This is a genomic window from Streptomyces tibetensis, from assembly GCF_007655005.1.
Classification (GTDB): domain Bacteria; phylum Actinomycetota; class Actinomycetes; order Streptomycetales; family Streptomycetaceae; genus Streptomyces; species Streptomyces tibetensis.
Genome location: NZ_SZVW01000006.1, coordinates 1 through 15,215, shown reverse-complemented (window position 1 = coordinate 15,215; position 15,215 = coordinate 1). Strand labels below are relative to the sequence as shown.

Below are 15,215 nucleotides of genomic sequence, written 5' to 3'. Positions count from 1 at the left end.
CCCTTTCTTTGAGACGCCGCCGTCCCCCGCTGATTCTTCCTGGGCGGCGCCGTGCCCCCTGGAGGAAGCTCATGTCCACAGCCACAGCCGCGCCCGCGAGCCCGAAGAGGGGGTCGGCGGTGATGGCGGTGATGCAGCGCATCGGCCGCAGCCTGATGCTGCCCGTCGCCGTCCTGCCCGCCGCCGCACTGCTGGTCCGGCTCGGCAACCCCGACATGCTCGGCCGCGAGTCGTTCCCCGCGTTCATCACCAAGATCGCGAGCTTCATGGCGGCCGGTGGCAACGCGATCCTCGACAACATGGCGCTGCTGTTCGCCGTGGGCATCGCGATCGGCTTCGCCAAGAAGTCGGACGGCTCGACCGCCCTGGCAGCCGTGGTCGGTTACCTCGTCTTCAAGAACGTGCTGGCCACGTTCACCGACAAGAATCTGCCGAAGGTCGCCACGGCCGTCGACGGCAAGGTCGTCATGGTCGACGCTCCGGTGGACGCCAAGGTTCTGGGCGGTGTGGTCATGGGCATCGTCGTGGCGCTGCTCTACCAGCGGTTCTACCGCACCAGGCTGCCGGACTGGGCGGGCTTCTTCGGCGGCCGCCGCCTGGTGCCGATCCTTTCGGCCTTCGCGGGCCTGGTCATCGGCATCGTCTTCGGTTACGTCTGGCCGGTCCTCGGCACGGCCCTGCACAACTTCGGCGAGTGGCTGGTCGGCTCCGGGGCGGTCGGCGCCGGCATCTTCGGTGTGGCCAACCGTGCGCTGATCCCGATCGGCATGCACCACCTGCTGAACTCCTTCCCCTGGTTCCAGGCCGGCACCTACGAGGGCAAGAGCGGCGACATCGCCCGGTTCCTCGCGGGCGACCCGACCGCCGGGCAGTTCATGACCGGTTTCTTCCCGATCATGATGTTCGCCCTGCCCGCCGCGTGCCTGGCGATCGTGCACTGCGCCCGGCCCGAGCGCCGCAAGGTGGTCGGCGGCATGATGCTGTCGCTCGCGCTGACCAGCTTCTTCACGGGCGTGACCGAGCCGATCGAGTTCACGTTCATGTTCATCGCGCCGGTGCTGTACGCGATCCACGCGGTGCTCACCGGTGTCTCCATGGCGCTGACCTGGGCGCTGGGGATGAAGGACGGCTTCGGCTTCTCGGCGGGCGCGATCGACTTCGGGCTGAACCTGGGCATCGCGACCAACCCGTGGGGCCTGGTGCTGGTCGGCCTGTGCTTCGCGGCGGTCTACTACGTGGTCTTCCGCTTCGCGATCACCAAGTTCAACCTGCCGACGCCGGGCCGGGAGTCCGACGAGGAACTCGCCGAGCTGCGGAAGGCGGAGGCGAAGTAACCCTCTGACCCGCGAATGGGGCCCCGGAACCGAGCGGTTCCGGGGCCCCTTTCGTATGCGCCGCGCTGTCAGATCTCGTACGTCTGCCGGGGTGCGGCGAGGCCCACCCGGCCGTCGTACACCTCGCGGGCGTGGACCAGGTTGACCTGAGGGTCCGTCCACGGCGGGATGTGGGTGAGGACCAGGCGGCGGGCGCCGGCCCGGGCCGCCGTCTCCCCCGCCTCGCGGCCGTTGAGATGCAGGTCGGGGATGTCTTCCTTGCCGTGCGTGAACGCCGCCTCGCACAGGAACAGGTCTGCGTCCCGGGCGAGTTCGTCCAGCGCGGGGCTCACTCCGGTGTCGCCGGAGTACGTCAGCACCTTGCCGCCGTGCTCGATCCGGATGCCGTAGGCCTCCACGGGGTGGGCCACCCGCTCGGTGTGGACCGTGAAGGGGCCGATCTCGAACGTCGACGGCTTGACCGTGTGGAAGTCGAAGACCTCGCTCATGGAGGAGGCGGAGGGGGTGTCCGCGTAGGCGGTGGTCAACCGGTGTTCCGTGCCTTCGGGTCCGTAGACCGGGAGCGGATCGCAGCGGCCGCCGTCGTGGCGGTAGTAGCGCGCGACGAAGTACGCGCACATGTCGATGCAGTGGTCGGCGTGCAGATGGCTGAGGAAGATCGCGTCGAGGTCGTAGAGACCGCAGTGGCGCTGCAGCTCGCCCAGGGCACCGTTGCCCATGTCGAGAAGCAGCCGGAAGCCGTCGGCCTCGACGAGGTAGCTCGAGCAGGCCGATTCCGCGGACGGGAACGACCCCGAGCAGCCGACGACGGTGAGCTTCATGAAGCAGAAACCTCCGCTGGCGGGATAAGTCTGAGAGGGGCGTCGGGGGTCGTGCGGTCCGTCGAGCGTAAGGCGCAAAACCTCCGGTAGCTCCTCCGCCAAGGCCTGTTGTGGGCGAACTCACCTGTGGTGTCACCGGTTCGGCTGGCAGAGCCGGGGGTGATCCCTGTGAGGGGGGCGCGTGGCAGGGGCGGCGCCGGTAACGTCTTTCAGTATGGACACGTCCTGGTGGCTGGCGCTCGCCGCGGTGGTGCTGCTCGCGCTCATCGCCACGCTCGTCGACGGCTGGGGTCGGGGCCGGCGGCCGGCGGCCCGGCGCGGCCGCAGTGCGGGCCCCGTCCTGGCGGAGGGCAGGCCGCAGCCGGCGGAGATCTGGTGGGCCGATGTGCCTTATGAGGACGAGGCCCGTACGAAGGACCGGCCCTGTCTGGTGCTGGCGGTGCGCGGGGAGCGGGCGACGGTCGCGAAGATCACCACCCGGTTCCGTGGAGAGCGCAGCGGGGTGATCCCGCTGCCGCCGGGCTCGGTCGGCGATGTCCAGGGCCGCGCGAGTTTCCTGGAGACGGACGAGTTGCGGGAGGTCCCGGTGTGGGGCTTCCGGCGGCGGGTCGGTGTGGTGGATCCGACGTTGTGGGACCAGGTGCGGTACCTGGCGGGCTGAGCACCGGACAGGGGGCGCCCGAGCACTCGGTGGGGAAAGCGGCACGGAAAAGGGCTGGAGTCGTGGACTCCAGCCCTTCGTGTCGGTGCCGGCGGCCGTGCCGGCCGTCGGGCCGCTCGCCGTCGGCTACGCCCAGAGCTGGCCCTGGAGGGTGTCGATGGCTTCCTCGGTGGTGGCCGCCGTGTAGACGCCGGTCGAGAGGTACTTCCAGCCGCCGTCGGCGACGACGAAGACGATGTCGGCCGGCTCTGAGGCCTTGACGGCCTTCTTGCCGACGCCGATCGCGGCGTGCAGCGCGGCGCCCGTGGAGACACCGGCGAAGATGCCCTCCTGCTGGAGGAGCTCCCGGGTGCGGGTGACCGCGTCCGCGGAGCCGACCGAGAAGCGGCTGGTGAGGACCGAGGCGTCGTACAGCTCGGGGACGAAGCCCTCGTCGAGGTTGCGCAGGCCGTAGACCAGGTCGTCGTAGCGCGGTTCGGCGGCGACGATCTGGACGTCCGGCTTGTGCTCGCGCAGGAAGCGGCCGACGCCCATGAGGGTGCCGGTGGTGCCGAGGCCGGCCACGAAGTGGGTGACGGACGGCAGGTCGGCGAGGATCTCGGGGCCGGTCGTGGCGTAGTGGGCGCCCGCGTTGTCGGGGTTGCCGTACTGGTAGAGCATCACCCAGTCCGGGTGCTCGGCCGAGAGCTCCTTGGCGACGCGCACGGCGGTGTTGGAGCCGCCCGCGGCCGGGGAGGGAATGATCTCCGCGCCCCACATGCCCAGCAGGTCCCGGCGTTCCTGCGAGGTGTTCTCCGGCATCACGCAGACGATGCGGTAGCCCTTGAGCTTCGCCGCCATCGCCAGGGAGATGCCGGTGTTGCCCGACGTCGGCTCGAGGATGGTGCAGCCCGGGGTCAGGCGGCCGTCCTTCTCCGCCTGCTCGATCATGTGCAGGGCGGGGCGGTCCTTGACCGACCCCGTCGGGTTGCGGTCCTCCAGCTTCGCCCAGATGCGGACGTCGGCGGACGGCGACAGCCGCGGCAGGCGCACCAGGGGGGTGTTGCCGACCGCGGCCAGGGGGGAGTCGTAGCGCATGGTTGATCAGACCATGCCGCCGGCCACGGCCGGCAGGATCGTGACGTTGTCGCCGTCCGACAGCTTGGTGTTGATGCCGTCGAGGAAGCGGACGTCCTCGTCGTTCAGGTACACGTTGACGAAGCGGCGCAGCTGGTCGCCGTCCACGATGCGGGCCTGGATGCCGGCGTGCCGGGTCTCGAGGTCGGTGAAGAGCTCGGCGAGGGTGTCTCCCTTGCCCTCCACTGCCTTCTGACCGTCGGTGTAGGTGCGGAGGATGGTCGGGATGCGGACCTCGATGGCCATGGCTTCAGGGCTCCTGTCGGGAGTAGTCGATCGGGGCGCGCGGCAGCGCAGGAACAGCAGGTGGTGCGTGTGTGCAGCGCCGCGGCTCACGGCCGTACGGCGGCAGGGACGGGCGTCAACAGATGGCGCTGGCGAGCCTGCACAGGTCGACGTGCAGCCGCGCCACGAGCAGATCGCCCGGCGTCTTTTCGCTCACGTCGTGGAAAACCATGGGCTCATCGTATCGATTCCCGGTCCGGGTACTGGAATGTGGTCCCACATGGCGGACGTTTTCGGGCCGGGGAGTGAGACCGCCCTGTTCAGGCGTCCTCAGTAGGCCTCGACGACCTGGACCTCTTCCTCTGTGACCTCGCCCTCGACGATGCGGAAGGAGCGGAACTGGAACTCGCCGGCCCCGTCGGTGTCGGCGGTGGAGACCAGGACGTAGTGCGCGCCGGGCTCGTTGGCGTAGGAGATGTCGGTGCGCGAGGGGTAGGCCTCGGTCGCGGTGTGGGAGTGGTAGATGACCACCGGCTCCTCGTCGCGGTCGTCCATCTCCCGGTAGAGCTTGAGCAGGTCGCCGGAGTCGAACTCGTAGAACGTGGGCGACATGGCCGCGTTCAGCATGGGGATGAAGCGCTCGGGGCGGTCCGAGCCCGCCGGGCCGGCGACGACGCCGCACGCCTCGTCGGGGTGGTCCTTGCGCGCGTGGGCGACGATCTGGTCGACGAGGGCCTGGGTGATGGTCAGCATGCTCGCCAGGATAAGCAGAAGGGCCGTTCCGTACCGAGGGTTGGTACGGAACGGCCCATATGCCGGACGCCCTGAGCGGCAGCGGCGGGGAGTGCCACGAGTACTCCCCGCCGCTGGGCGTCCCGCGGGTTGGTCAGCCGACCTTCTCGAACTCCGTGTCACCACGGCGCTCGGTGAGCTGCGGGTTGCGGCGCTTGAGGAACGCCCAGCCGACGCCGAGGGCGACGGCCCAGCCGGCGGCGACGTACAGGCAGACCCGGGCGTCCTTGTCGTACGCGATCATGCAGGTCACGCCGATGAGGAAGAGGAGCGCGACCCAGCTGAAGAGGGCTCCGCCGGGGGCGGGGAAGGACGAGGCGCGCAGCCGGCCCGCGTCGACGGCGGCGCGGTAGCGGATGTGGCTGACGAGGATCATCATCCAGGTCCAGATGCCGGCCGCGGTGGCGACGGAGGTGACGTAGAGGAACGCCTTCTCCGGGACGACGTAGTTCAGGACGACGCCGATGCCCATGAGCGCCACGGAGACGGTGATGCCGACGGCGGGCGTCTTGCGGGCGTTGAGCTTGCCGAACGCCTGCGGGGCCTCGCTGTTGGCGGCCAGGTCGCGCAGCATGCGACCGGTGGAGTACATGCCCGAGTTGCAGGACGACAGGGCAGCGGTGAGCACGACGAAGTTGACGATGCCCGCGGCGAGCGGAATGCCGATCTCGCCGAAGGCGTGGACGAACGGGCTCTCGCCCGCGGAGAAGTCGGTCCACTTGACGACGGAGAGGATCACCAGCAGGGCGCCGACGTAGAAGACGATGATGCGCCAGGGCAGGGTGTTGATGGCCTTGGGCAGGGTCTTCTCGGGGTTCTCGGACTCGCCGGCGGTGACGCCGACGAGCTCGACGGCGAGGTAGGCGAACATGACGCCCTGGAGGGTCATCAGGCTGGAGCCGATGCCGTTGGGGAAGAAGCCGTCGTGCGCCCAGAGGTTGGAGACGGAGGCGGTGTCACCGGCGTCGGAGAAGCCGAGGGTGAGCACGCCGAGGCCGATGACGATCATGCCGATGATGGCCGTGACCTTGACCATCGAGAACCAGAACTCGACCTCGCCGAAGATCTTGACGGAGATCAGGTTGACGCCGAAGAGCACCACCAGGAACACCAGGGCGCTGACCCACTGCGGGATCTCGGGGAACCAGAAGTGGATGTAGATCGCGGCGGCGGTGAGTTCGGCCATGCCGGTGACCACCCACATGAGCCAGTACGTCCAGCCCGTGACGAACCCGAAGAACGGGCCGAGGAACTCGCGGGCGTACTCGGCGAAGGAGCCGGAGACCGGACGGTAGAGCAGCAGCTCGCCCAGCGCTCGCATGATGAAGAAGATGATGACGCCCGCGAGGGCGTACATGAGGATGATGCTGGGGCCGGCCTTGGCAATGTTCGCCCCGGCGCCCATGAACAGACCGACGCCGATGGCGCCGCCGATCGCGATCATCTGGACCTGACGGCTGCCGAGTCCGCGCTCGTAGCCCTCTTCAGGTGCTTTCTCCGTGTCGACCTGCGCAGAGGTCATGTGTGGTGCGCCTTTCTCCATGCCGACCCGGGCCCTCGTCGGCCTCGGATCGGGTTTCGATCCCCCCGGAATGATGGAGCTGAGCGGGCCCGGAAGCCCGCTCGTGCCTGGCCGGCGGTTGCCGGCTCGGTGGCGCACCCGGCCGAACATTCGGGTGGTGTTCTGCCGGGCGGTCGTGAAGATTTATCACGCCGGAAACACTGATCACAGGGGCGCGATGTGGCGCACGACACAGGGAAAAGCAGACAGAACGCACCCGAAGAGGTCATAGGAGACGGGTGCGGTGACGGGATCGTTATCCGGATTTGAGTGTCCTCTGAGCGAACACCGTTCGGTCACTCAGTGGTCACAGAATCTGCACCGATCAGGGCATAAGGGTTGCGACCAGCGTCTCCTGGAGTCCGCCGAGCCACAGGTAGGCCATCACCATCGGCTTGCGCGGGTCGTCGTCCGGGAGGCGGTAGAGGAGGTCGGTGTCCTCGTCCTCGGTGATCTCCAGCCGGGAGCCGATCGCGAGCCGCAGGTCGTTCAGGGCCCCCAGCCACTGCTGGGACTCCGCCGGCGACAGCTTCAGCACGGCACCGCCCTCACCGGCGGAGGCCGAGGAGAGCGCGTCGAGGGAGCGGATCACCGCGAGGGCGCTGTCCCGCTTGCCGGCCCGCAGGTCGTTCTCCGTGTAGCGGCGGAACTCCGCGGAGTGCGCCCGCTGCTCCTCGGCGTCCCGCGGGGAGGCGGGCTGCTCGGGATCGCTGTAGGCGTCCGGGAAGAGCCGCCTGAGCACCGGGTCGCCGGGCGGCTCGCTCGGGCCCTCGGCGAACAGCTCGGCGAGCGGGTCGTCGGAGGCGTCCTCGGCGGGGCCGGGGCCGATGAGCTCCAGGAGCTGGACGGCCAGCGACCGGATGATGGAGATCTCGACGTCGTCGAGGGCGACGGCCGCGCCGCCGCCGGGGAGCGGTTCGAAGGTTCCGGGCATGAACGCCTTTTCGCTGCTGGGCGGGGAGCTGGCTACTTGCGGTCCTGCTGGAGGGTGGCCCACAGGCCGTAGCCGTGCATGGCCTGCACGTCGCGTTCCATCTCCTCGCGGCTGCCGCTGGAGACGACCGCCCGGCCCTTGTGGTGGACGTCCATCATGAGTTTGGTGGCCTTGTCCTTGGAGTAGCCGAAGTACGACTGGAAGACGTACGTCACGTAGCTCATGAGGTTGACCGGGTCGTTGTGGACGATCGTGACCCACGGGACGTCCGGCTCGGGTACGGCGAAGACCTCCTCCGCCGACTCGGTGCGTTCGATCTCCAGGGGTGCGGGTGACGTCACACTGCCCATGCTGCCACCCGAGGGGGGTAGTCGCACAAACGGGCCTGGCCGTAAGGGGATCGCGTCTGCCGGGACTGCAATCGTCAGATTGACGAAATGGGGGTACGCTCCTCACCATACCGAGGACGCCGGGGACGATCCCCGGACCGACGGCCGAGGGGCGATCCGGTGAGAACGGCGAGGAGAGCGGAAGTGGACGTAGCGGACCTTGGGCTGCCGGTGGACGTTCCCTCGACGGCTCTGTTCACGGACCAGTACGAGCTGACGATGCTGCGGGCCGCCCTCGCGTCGGGTACGGCCGAGCGGCGGAGCGTGTTCGAGGTCTTCACCCGGCGGCTGCCGGACGGGCGCCGCTACGGCGTCGTGGGCGGCACCGGCCGGGTGCTGGACGCGGTGGAGAACTTCCGTTTCGACGCGGCCGTGCTGAACTTCCTGCGCGAGCGGGAGATCGTGGACGAGGAGACCCTGCAGTGGCTGGCGGGCTACCGGTTCAGCGGCGACATCTGGGGCTACCCCGAGGGAGAGGTGTACTTCCCGGGCTCGCCGATCATGCGGGTCGAGGGCACCTTCGCCGAGTGCGTGCTGCTGGAGACCGTGATCCTTTCGATCCTCAACCACGACTCGGCGATCGCGGCGGCCGCCTCGCGGATGTCGGCGGCCGCGGGTGACCGGCCGCTGATCGAGATGGGCGCCCGGCGCACGCACGAGCTGGCGGCGGTCGCGGCCTCCCGGGCCGCGTACGTCGGCGGTTTCGCGAGCACCTCCGACCTGGCGGCCGGCTTCCGATACGGCATCCCGACCGTCGGCACCTCCGCGCACGCCTTCACCCTGCTGCACGACCGCGAGCGGGACGCCTTCCAGGCCCAGGTGCACACGCTGGGGCGCGGCACCACCCTGCTGGTGGACACCTACGACGTCGCCGAGGCGGTCCGCACGGCCGTCGAGGTCGCCGGGACCGAGCTGGGCGCGGTGCGGATCGACTCCGGCGACCTGCTGCTGGTCGCGCACCGGGTGCGCCAGCAGCTCGACGAGCTGGGCGCGAGGGACACGAAGATCGTCGTGACCTCCGACCTGGACGAATACGCGATCGCCTCGCTCGCGGCGGCTCCGGTGGACGCCTACGGCGTCGGGACGCAGCTGGTGACCGGCTCCGGCCACCCCACCTCCTCGATGGTCTACAAGCTGGTCGCCCGGGCCGAGTCCACCGACCCCAAGGCACCGCTGGTGCCCGTGGCGAAGAAGTCCAGCGGCGGCAAGACGTCGGTGGGCGGGCGCAAGTGGGCCGCGCGGCGGCTGGACTCCTACGGGGTCGCCGAGGCCGAGGTGATCGGCACCGGACCGGTGCCGGCCGAGCTCGCGGACCGGCAGCTGCTGGTGGAGCTGGTCAAGGGCGGCGAGGTGGTGGCGCGCGAGCCCCTGGACGCGGCGCGCGAGCGGCACACGAGGGCGCGCGCGGGTCTCCCGATGTCGGCCACGCAGCTCTCGCGCGGGGAGCCCGTCCTTCCCACGGAGTACCTGCACGAGAGCTCGGGTAGCTAGGTGGGGTGTGCCGTGATGCGCCGAGTCGCGACCCCTCCCGCCCGCTCCCCCTTGTGCCTACGCTCGGTGGTTCACCGGCCGGGCTTGCCGACCCCATAGACCTCATAGCCGAAGGACACCGACCATGCGCCGCGCCTTGATCGTCGTCGATGTGCAGAACGACTTCTGTGAGGGGGGCAGCCTCGCGGTGTCCGGCGGTGCCGATGTGGCCGCCGCGGTCACGGAGCTGATCGGGCAGGCGGCCGGGTCCGGCTACCAGCACGTCGTGGCCACCCGCGACCACCACATCGCCCCCGGCGGCCACTTCTCCACCAACCCGGACTACGCCCGCTCCTGGCCCGCACACTGCGTGGCCGGCACGGAGGGCGTCGGCTTCCACCCCAATTTCGCACCCGCGGTCGCCTCCGGTTCGATCGACGCGGTGTTCGACAAGGGGGCCTACTCGGCGGCGTACAGCGGTTTCGAGGGCGCCGACGAGAACGGCACGCCCCTGGCCGACTGGCTGCGCTCCCGCGAGGTCACCGAGGTCGACGTGGTCGGCATCGCCACGGACCACTGCGTACGGGCCACGGCCCTGGACGCCGCCCGGGAGGGCTTCCGTACGCACGTGCTGCTCGACCTGACGGCCGGGGTGGCCGAGGAGAGCACCGAGCGGGCCATCGAGGAGCTGCGCGAGGCGGGCGTGGAGCTGTCGGGCAAGCCGGTCGTGCAGTAGCCCCGAGCCCCGGCGGGCCCGGCGCGGGTCAGGTGTGGGCCGTCGGGCGCCGCAGGAGGGCCCTGATCGGGCGCCACAGCTCCTGGACCAGCTCCGGGCTCGACGCGACACCGTTGTCGGGGGCCGTGCGCCATATCAGGCCGTCCGGGTGGTGCAGGACCGCCGTGATCTCGTCGGGGGTCGGCGGGGCGGCGTTCCCGCGCAGGTAGACCGACCGCAGACCGAGGTTGCGGAGCCTGGTCAGGGCCCGGGCGCGGTTCACGGAGTGGACGAGGACGCGGACGGCGCCAGGGCCGTCGGCGGCGGGACTGGGCAGGTTCAGCGCCACCACCACCGTGCCGTTCGGCAGCTTGCAGAAGCCTCCTGCGGCCATGCGCTCATCCCCCCGTGTCGGTCGGTGTCAATAAGAGAGCCACAGGACGCACCTAAACACGGATCGGCGGTGACCCGCCAGTGGGTCACCGCCGATCATGTTCTGACCTGCAAGGATGCGGATTACCTACCCGCGGCGCCGACCTCCAGCTCGATCGTCGAGCCGTCCTTGGCTTCCTTGAGGATCTTGATCTTCGTGTTGGTGTCAGTGATCTTGACACCCGCGGTCGGGTTCGACTCGTCGTAGTAGTCGTTCTTCCGGTCGTTGAAGACCGAGACGCCCTTCGAGCCCGGGATGTACTTCGCCACGTCCGCCTTGTGCAGCGTCATGCCGTCGGTGCGGTAGAGGCTGAACGGCGAGTCGTAGGCCTGGACGCGGTTGCGCATCAGCGTGCCGTCGGCCCACTTCAGCTGGTCCGGGTGCGAGTCGATCGGCAGGACCAGACCGGTGCCCTGGTGCTGGCTGGTGTTGTTGTCCGCCTGGGAGGTGTCCCACTTCCAGATCAGCAGGCCGTTCTGGTACGCGTAGTGCTCCACCCAGTCCGGGCGCGCCGTGAAGCCGAAGTTGTACGGGCCGACCTTCAGCGTCTTGTCGTACGAGACGTACTGCCGGTTCTCGGCGATGTAGTACTGCGCGTAGTCCTTGGTGAAGGACGCGCCGATGCGGGAGAAGCCGGTGGCCTTCCACGCGTCGTCCGCGGTCTCGGCGTTGTCGGTGAAGACGGGGGCGCCGTCTGCGGTCACCGTGATCGAGTCGGCCGCGAAGCCCTTCTGGGCCACGCCGCCGTCGGTCTGGTAGCGGAAGCGCAGGTCGATCTTCTTGCCGGCGTAGGCGTCGAGCGGGAAGGCGAGCTTCTTGTAGCCGTCGACCGTGCCGGTCAGGACCGGCTTGTCGCTGCCGTCGCGCGGGATCGGCTGACCGTCCACCGTGCCGTCGAGAGCGGTCCAGTTGGCGCCGCCGTCGGTCGAGACCTCGGTGTAGAGGTAGTCGTAGTTGGCCTCGATGTCGTACCAGCCGTCGAGGGTCAGCTGCGCCTTCGACTTGCCGGTCAGGTCGACCGAACGCGCCAGGGTGTTCTTCAGGTTGTCACCGCTGCCGCTCCACCACTGGGACTTGCCCTCGGCGGGAGCGACGATCTCGGTGGTGACCGCCTTCTTGGGGAGGTCGACGACCAGGGCCTGCTTGTGCTTGGTGTTGTACTCGGCCACGCCCAGCTTGTGCCAGGAGTTGACGCCGGCCTTGGCCTTGTCGTAGTTCAGCCAGCCGAGCTGCAGCTTGTCCCAGGCGGTCATGTCGCCGGGCAGGTCGCCGATCTCGTTCTTGCCGGTGCCGAGCCAGGAGCCGGACGACATCAGCGTCCAGAAGCCGGTGGAGTTCTCGCCGCCCGAGGTGTCGTAGTGGTCCGGCAGACCGAGGTCGTGGCCGTACTCGTGGGCGTAGACACCGAGTCCGCCGTTCTCCGGCTGGACGGTGTAGTCGCCGACCCAGATGCCGGTGTCGCCGATCTTCGCGCCACCGAGCTTGTTGTCGGCCGGGCCGGTGGCGCCGGCGTCGGTGCCGAAGGCGTACCAGCGGTGGGCCCAGATCGCGTCGGTGCTCTGCGCGCCGCCGCCCGCGGACTCGTCCTCGCCGGCGTGCACGATCTGGAAGTGGTCGATGTAGCCGTCGGGCTCGTTGAAGTCGCCGTCGCCGTCGAAGTCGTAGCGGTCCCACTCGTCGAACCGGGCGACGTCCGCCTTGATCTGGGCGTCGGTGCGACCCGCGGCCTTCTGCTGCGCGACCCAGGCGTTCAGACCGTCGCTGACGACGTTCCACACGCTGGGGCAGTTGGTGTCACCGCAGGCGTTGTTGCCGTAACGGGCCTCGTTGTAGGGGACCTTGACCCAGTCGGAGACCTCGCCGTCGACCGAGTAGCGGCCCGAGGACTGCTTCTCGTAGTAGGTCTTGACCGAGTCGACGCCCTTGCCGTGGCCGAAGTACAGGTCCTGGAAGTAGTCCTGGTCGTAGTCGGCCCTCCACGCCGTGGAGTTGTCCTTCTTGCGGTCGGGCTTGGGTATCGCGTTGTGCAGCGGGCCCGCGGTGCCGCCGTAGCGGCTGTCGACCTTGTCCCCGAACTCGACCAGGATCGTGAAGATCTTGTCGGTCTTCTCGCGGCCGAGCTCGACGTACTTGTCGTCGCCCTTCTTGCCCTTGAGCTGGACGACCTTCGAGCCCTCGCGGTTCTTGACCTTGTTCTTGCCGGATATGACCTGCTTCAGGGCTTCCTGGCGCTGAGCGTCCTGCGTCTTGCTCAGCGGGCCTTCGAGGTCGTGCTCGTCATGGTGACGATCCGCCGGGTCGTGCCGGTCCACGGTGGTGGACCGGGGGGCCGAGGCGTCGTCGGCCACCGCATACGTCGAGGCGGTGGCGGTGGCCGCTGCGAGCGCCACGCTTATGGCGGCCGCTCTGAACGTCCAGGTTCTACTGGTCACTTGAGATCCTCCCCCGCGTTCGGGCGCGCGGCAGGCGGGGTCCCGGTCGTGGAAGTCCGCGCGCGCGTGATCAACGCGTGTAGTCAAGTGACGACATTTGACTAGAGGTTTAGAAGAAAAGACAGACCTTGACTTGGACAGGTCAAGTGCACTATGCGGAGGCAAGGTTCGTTTTACGGACAACCAAACGGTTGTCCCACGACCCTCCCCGTCGGCCCTGTGGGCGCGTGCACATGTCCACTAGATGGACGTCATGACTCCGTGCGCCCCCTGTGCACCGCCCTTGTTGATTAGGTCACGCTTACCGCCGGTTCCGGTCGGGCACCCTGCCCGAGAGAATGTCGTTCGGCGGAACGCCCTCAAGCCGGCGGAATGCCCGGCGACACCCCGTGGACCCCACATTCGAGGACATGATGGCCATGCCCCGTCCGACTGCCGCACAGCTCGCCTACGGTTCGTGCACCGTGATCTTCTCGACGCTCGCCATGCTGCTGCTGTCCCAGACGAGTTCGGGCGCGGGGATCGCGGTGATCGCCCTCGCGGCGCTCGCCCTCGGGTTGCTCGTCGCCATGACCGTGCCGCTGCCCGGCAAGCGCCCGGCAGCGGTGGAACAGCCCGCGCCCCCCGAACCGCTGCGGGCCTCGGTCCCGGCACCGGCCCCGGAGCCGGTGCGCGAACGGGCGGCTTCCTGACCGCCCACTGACCTTTCTTCACCGCCTGCTGTTCCCCGGCTGCCTCATCTGGTGCTGACCACGACCGTTTTGGCCGCCTTGTCGTGCAGGCCCTGCTTGTAGGGCCGGTCGAAGTAGCTCCAGCCGCCCGAGAGCGCGATCCAGAAGCAGAAGCAGCAGAAGGCGAACGGGAGCCACAGCACCGCGGCGCGCAGCAGCGCGATCTGCACCGAGGGCGTCGCGCCGTTGTCCAGGTTGGCCACGCGCATGCGCAGCAGCCTCTTGCCGAGGGTCTGGCCGGTCCTGGCGGTCAGGACGGTGTCGTAGGCGATGTAGAGGACGGCGGCGACCGCCGACTGCCACAGCGACCTGCCGAGTTCGATGCGGTCACTGTCCATGTCGTACTCGTCGACGTTGAAGCCCCAGGTGAGCAGCCAGACGACGGCACCCACCAGAACCATGTCGATGATGCGCGCGAGCGTGCGCTGGACGCTGTCGGCGAGCGGGGGCATGCCGGCGAGGGGGTCGGTGGGGTAGGAGCCGCCGCCGTACGGATCACCGCCATAGGGGCCGCCGCCGGGGGGACCACCACCGCCCGGCGGACCGCCTCCGAAGCCGCCGCCCGGGCCACCGCCAGGGCCGTCGGGGCCGCTCGGGCCGCCCCCGTACGGCGGGGGTTCGCTGCCCGGGGGCGTGCCGGTGCCGTCGCCGGGCTGCTCGTTCGGGGGGCGCTTCCTGAACGGGTCGTCATCCGGCGGTTGCTGACCGGAGCCGGGGGGCGGTTCACTGCTCATGGGCCGAGTCGACCGCGAACCCCCCGCCTTCGCATCCGGCGGACGGCTGTCCGAGGGAGCTCAGCCCGCCACGAACGTGTGCGCTGCCTTGTCGTGCCAGCACTGGCGCCAGGGCCGGTCGAAGAGACACCAGGCCATGCCGACGATCCCGACGACGAGGAGCCCGGGCACGCTGTAGACCAGCCAGCGGCGCAGAGCCGCGCCGAACTCCGGGGAGTCGTGCCCCTCGATGTCCCTCACTTCCAGGCCCATCAGCTTCTTGCCGAGGGTGCGGCCCCACTTGGCGGTGGGCAGCACCTCGCACAGGACACCGGCGAGCAGCAGGACGGCCAGGATGATGCCGAGGCAGACCGAGGTGGTGCCGTCGAGCAGCCAGACCGTCACGGTCTCACCGGAGAGCCTCGCCGCGTCGATCTTCTCCTCGACGTGGTCGATCGCCTTGGTGCCGAGCGGTACGGCGGCCGTGGCGGTGAGGGCGGCCAGGACGACGGTGTCCAGCAGCCGGGCGACGAGCCGCTTGCCCAGTCCGGCGGGGCGGGCCTCGGCCTGGCGCCGGGCGGCCGCCTGGAACACGTCCTCGACCGGTGGCTTCCAGGGCGCGACGGGCTGCTCGTCACCGCCGCCGGATCCGGCGAGCCGGTGCACCTGCTGCGCCCAGGAGGACTGGCCACCGCCGGGCCCGGGGCTGAGCGGGGCAGCGGAGGCGGCGGGCTGTGCGCTGCCGGGCGCGCCGGCCTGAGGAGGGATCGTGGGGGCGGCCTGGGGTCCGGACGGTGCCGTCGGGGCGGCCCCGGAGGCCTGGGCGGCGGGTGGCCCGGCGGCTGCCTGGGCGGCGGAGGCCCGGGCGGCGGCCGCTTTGCCGGCGCC

The 15,215-nt window shown here is 69.6% G+C and carries 17 protein-coding genes; 5 read left to right on the top strand and 12 right to left on the bottom strand.

The annotated features are described in order from the left end of the window. The first annotated feature begins 71 nt into the window (after positions 1-71). On the top strand, positions 72-1,334 hold the full coding sequence (locus FDO69_RS11565; protein WP_104779693.1) for a PTS transporter subunit EIIC: 1,263 nt from the start codon (positions 72-74) through the stop codon (positions 1,332-1,334). 68 nt (positions 1,335-1,402) lie between these two features. Here the strand turns inward: FDO69_RS11565 and FDO69_RS11560 are convergent, their stop codons facing one another. Then, positions 1,403-2,155 (bottom strand): MBL fold metallo-hydrolase, encoded by a 753-nt coding sequence (locus FDO69_RS11560; protein WP_104779692.1) that lies wholly within the window; start codon positions 2,153-2,155, stop codon positions 1,403-1,405. Between the two features lie 214 nt (positions 2,156-2,369). On the opposite strand from FDO69_RS11560, the gene FDO69_RS11555 reads away from it, so the two are divergent. Beyond that, positions 2,370-2,816 carry a type II toxin-antitoxin system PemK/MazF family toxin gene (locus tag FDO69_RS11555; RefSeq protein ID WP_104779691.1) on the top strand — a complete coding sequence of 149 codons (447 nt, stop codon included), beginning with the start codon at positions 2,370-2,372 and terminating at the stop codon, positions 2,814-2,816. Positions 2,817-2,942: 126 nt separating this feature from the next. Here the strand turns inward: FDO69_RS11555 and FDO69_RS11550 are convergent, their stop codons facing one another. The 7 genes from FDO69_RS11550 to clpS form a co-directional block, all read right to left on the bottom strand. After that, positions 2,943-3,893, bottom strand: a complete 951-nt coding sequence (locus FDO69_RS11550) for a PLP-dependent cysteine synthase family protein (RefSeq protein ID WP_104779690.1) — start codon at positions 3,891-3,893, stop codon at positions 2,943-2,945. Positions 3,894-3,899: 6 nt separating this feature from the next. Further along, positions 3,900-4,178 (bottom strand): MoaD/ThiS family protein, encoded by a 279-nt coding sequence (locus FDO69_RS11545; RefSeq protein ID WP_104779689.1) that lies wholly within the window; start codon positions 4,176-4,178, stop codon positions 3,900-3,902. Positions 4,179-4,293: 115 nt separating this feature from the next. Then, a complete protein-coding gene (locus FDO69_RS42875) occupies positions 4,294-4,389 on the bottom strand; it encodes a putative leader peptide (RefSeq protein ID WP_311688247.1) in 96 nt (31 codons plus the stop codon). 98 nt (positions 4,390-4,487) lie between these two features. After that, complete coding sequence (locus tag FDO69_RS11535; RefSeq protein ID WP_031140077.1) at positions 4,488-4,910, bottom strand: M67 family metallopeptidase; 423 nt, start codon at positions 4,908-4,910, stop codon at positions 4,488-4,490. Positions 4,911-5,043: 133 nt separating this feature from the next. Further along, positions 5,044-6,471, bottom strand: coding sequence for an amino acid permease (locus FDO69_RS11530; protein WP_104779687.1), 1,428 nt, complete (start codon positions 6,469-6,471; stop codon positions 5,044-5,046). A gap of 364 nt (positions 6,472-6,835) precedes the next feature. Beyond that, the gene (locus FDO69_RS11525) at positions 6,836-7,444 is read right to left on the bottom strand and encodes a DUF2017 domain-containing protein (RefSeq protein WP_104779686.1); all 609 of its coding nucleotides are present in this window, start codon (positions 7,442-7,444) and stop codon (positions 6,836-6,838) included. A gap of 32 nt (positions 7,445-7,476) precedes the next feature. Further along, on the bottom strand, positions 7,477-7,794 hold the full coding sequence (clpS, locus tag FDO69_RS11520) for an ATP-dependent Clp protease adapter ClpS (RefSeq protein WP_104779685.1): 318 nt from the start codon (positions 7,792-7,794) through the stop codon (positions 7,477-7,479). A gap of 183 nt (positions 7,795-7,977) precedes the next feature. On the opposite strand from clpS, the gene FDO69_RS11515 reads away from it, so the two are divergent. Both FDO69_RS11515 and FDO69_RS11510 read left to right on the top strand, forming a co-directional pair. Then, complete coding sequence (locus FDO69_RS11515) at positions 7,978-9,324, top strand: nicotinate phosphoribosyltransferase (protein WP_104779684.1); 1,347 nt, start codon at positions 7,978-7,980, stop codon at positions 9,322-9,324. A gap of 124 nt (positions 9,325-9,448) precedes the next feature. Then, complete coding sequence (locus FDO69_RS11510; RefSeq protein WP_104779683.1) at positions 9,449-10,039, top strand: nicotinamidase; 591 nt, start codon at positions 9,449-9,451, stop codon at positions 10,037-10,039. A 28-nt stretch (positions 10,040-10,067) separates the two neighbouring features. Here FDO69_RS11510 and FDO69_RS11505 read toward each other — a convergent pair whose 3' ends face one another. After that, the gene (locus FDO69_RS11505; RefSeq protein WP_104779682.1) at positions 10,068-10,412 is read right to left on the bottom strand and encodes a hypothetical protein; all 345 of its coding nucleotides are present in this window, start codon (positions 10,410-10,412) and stop codon (positions 10,068-10,070) included. Positions 10,413-10,534: 122 nt separating this feature from the next. Next, positions 10,535-12,883 (bottom strand): immune inhibitor A domain-containing protein, encoded by a 2,349-nt coding sequence (locus tag FDO69_RS11500; RefSeq protein ID WP_104779681.1) that lies wholly within the window; start codon positions 12,881-12,883, stop codon positions 10,535-10,537. Between the two features lie 413 nt (positions 12,884-13,296). Between FDO69_RS11500 and FDO69_RS11495 the strand changes: the two genes are divergently transcribed. Continuing rightward, on the top strand, positions 13,297-13,575 hold the full coding sequence (locus FDO69_RS11495) for a hypothetical protein (RefSeq protein WP_104780004.1): 279 nt from the start codon (positions 13,297-13,299) through the stop codon (positions 13,573-13,575). Positions 13,576-13,619: 44 nt separating this feature from the next. Here the strand turns inward: FDO69_RS11495 and FDO69_RS11490 are convergent, their stop codons facing one another. Both FDO69_RS11490 and FDO69_RS11485 read right to left on the bottom strand, forming a co-directional pair. Next, on the bottom strand, positions 13,620-14,348 hold the full coding sequence (locus tag FDO69_RS11490; RefSeq protein WP_104779680.1) for an RDD family protein: 729 nt from the start codon (positions 14,346-14,348) through the stop codon (positions 13,620-13,622). 60 nt (positions 14,349-14,408) lie between these two features. Beyond that, positions 14,409-15,215 (bottom strand): RDD family protein (locus tag FDO69_RS11485; RefSeq protein WP_138430085.1); only part of this gene is annotated, 807 nt, incomplete at its 5' end.

Excerpts from the sequence above, each read along its gene's own strand:
- FDO69_RS11490 (WP_104779680.1), bottom strand. The coding sequence starts at position 14,348 with ATGAGCAGTGAACCGCCCCCCGGCTCCGGTCAGCAACCGCCGGATGAC.
- FDO69_RS42875 (WP_311688247.1), bottom strand. The coding sequence starts at position 4,389 with ATGGTTTTCCACGACGTGAGCGAAAAGACGCCGGGCGATCTGCTCGTG.
- FDO69_RS11525 (WP_104779686.1), bottom strand. The coding sequence starts at position 7,444 with ATGCCCGGAACCTTCGAACCGCTCCCCGGCGGCGGCGCGGCCGTCGCC.
- FDO69_RS11550 (WP_104779690.1), bottom strand. The coding sequence starts at position 3,893 with ATGCGCTACGACTCCCCCCTGGCCGCGGTCGGCAACACCCCCCTGGTG.
- FDO69_RS11545 (WP_104779689.1), bottom strand. The coding sequence starts at position 4,178 with ATGGCCATCGAGGTCCGCATCCCGACCATCCTCCGCACCTACACCGAC.
- FDO69_RS11560 (WP_104779692.1), bottom strand. The coding sequence starts at position 2,155 with ATGAAGCTCACCGTCGTCGGCTGCTCGGGGTCGTTCCCGTCCGCGGAA.
- FDO69_RS11510 (WP_104779683.1), top strand. The coding sequence starts at position 9,449 with ATGCGCCGCGCCTTGATCGTCGTCGATGTGCAGAACGACTTCTGTGAG.
- FDO69_RS11530 (WP_104779687.1), bottom strand. The coding sequence starts at position 6,471 with ATGACCTCTGCGCAGGTCGACACGGAGAAAGCACCTGAAGAGGGCTAC.
- FDO69_RS11505 (WP_104779682.1), bottom strand. The coding sequence starts at position 10,412 with ATGGCCGCAGGAGGCTTCTGCAAGCTGCCGAACGGCACGGTGGTGGTG.
- FDO69_RS11535 (WP_031140077.1), bottom strand. The coding sequence starts at position 4,910 with ATGCTGACCATCACCCAGGCCCTCGTCGACCAGATCGTCGCCCACGCG.
- FDO69_RS11565 (WP_104779693.1), top strand. The coding sequence starts at position 72 with ATGTCCACAGCCACAGCCGCGCCCGCGAGCCCGAAGAGGGGGTCGGCG.
- FDO69_RS11495 (WP_104780004.1), top strand. The coding sequence starts at position 13,297 with ATGGCCATGCCCCGTCCGACTGCCGCACAGCTCGCCTACGGTTCGTGC.
- clpS (WP_104779685.1), bottom strand. The coding sequence starts at position 7,794 with ATGGGCAGTGTGACGTCACCCGCACCCCTGGAGATCGAACGCACCGAG.
- FDO69_RS11555 (WP_104779691.1), top strand. The coding sequence starts at position 2,370 with ATGGACACGTCCTGGTGGCTGGCGCTCGCCGCGGTGGTGCTGCTCGCG.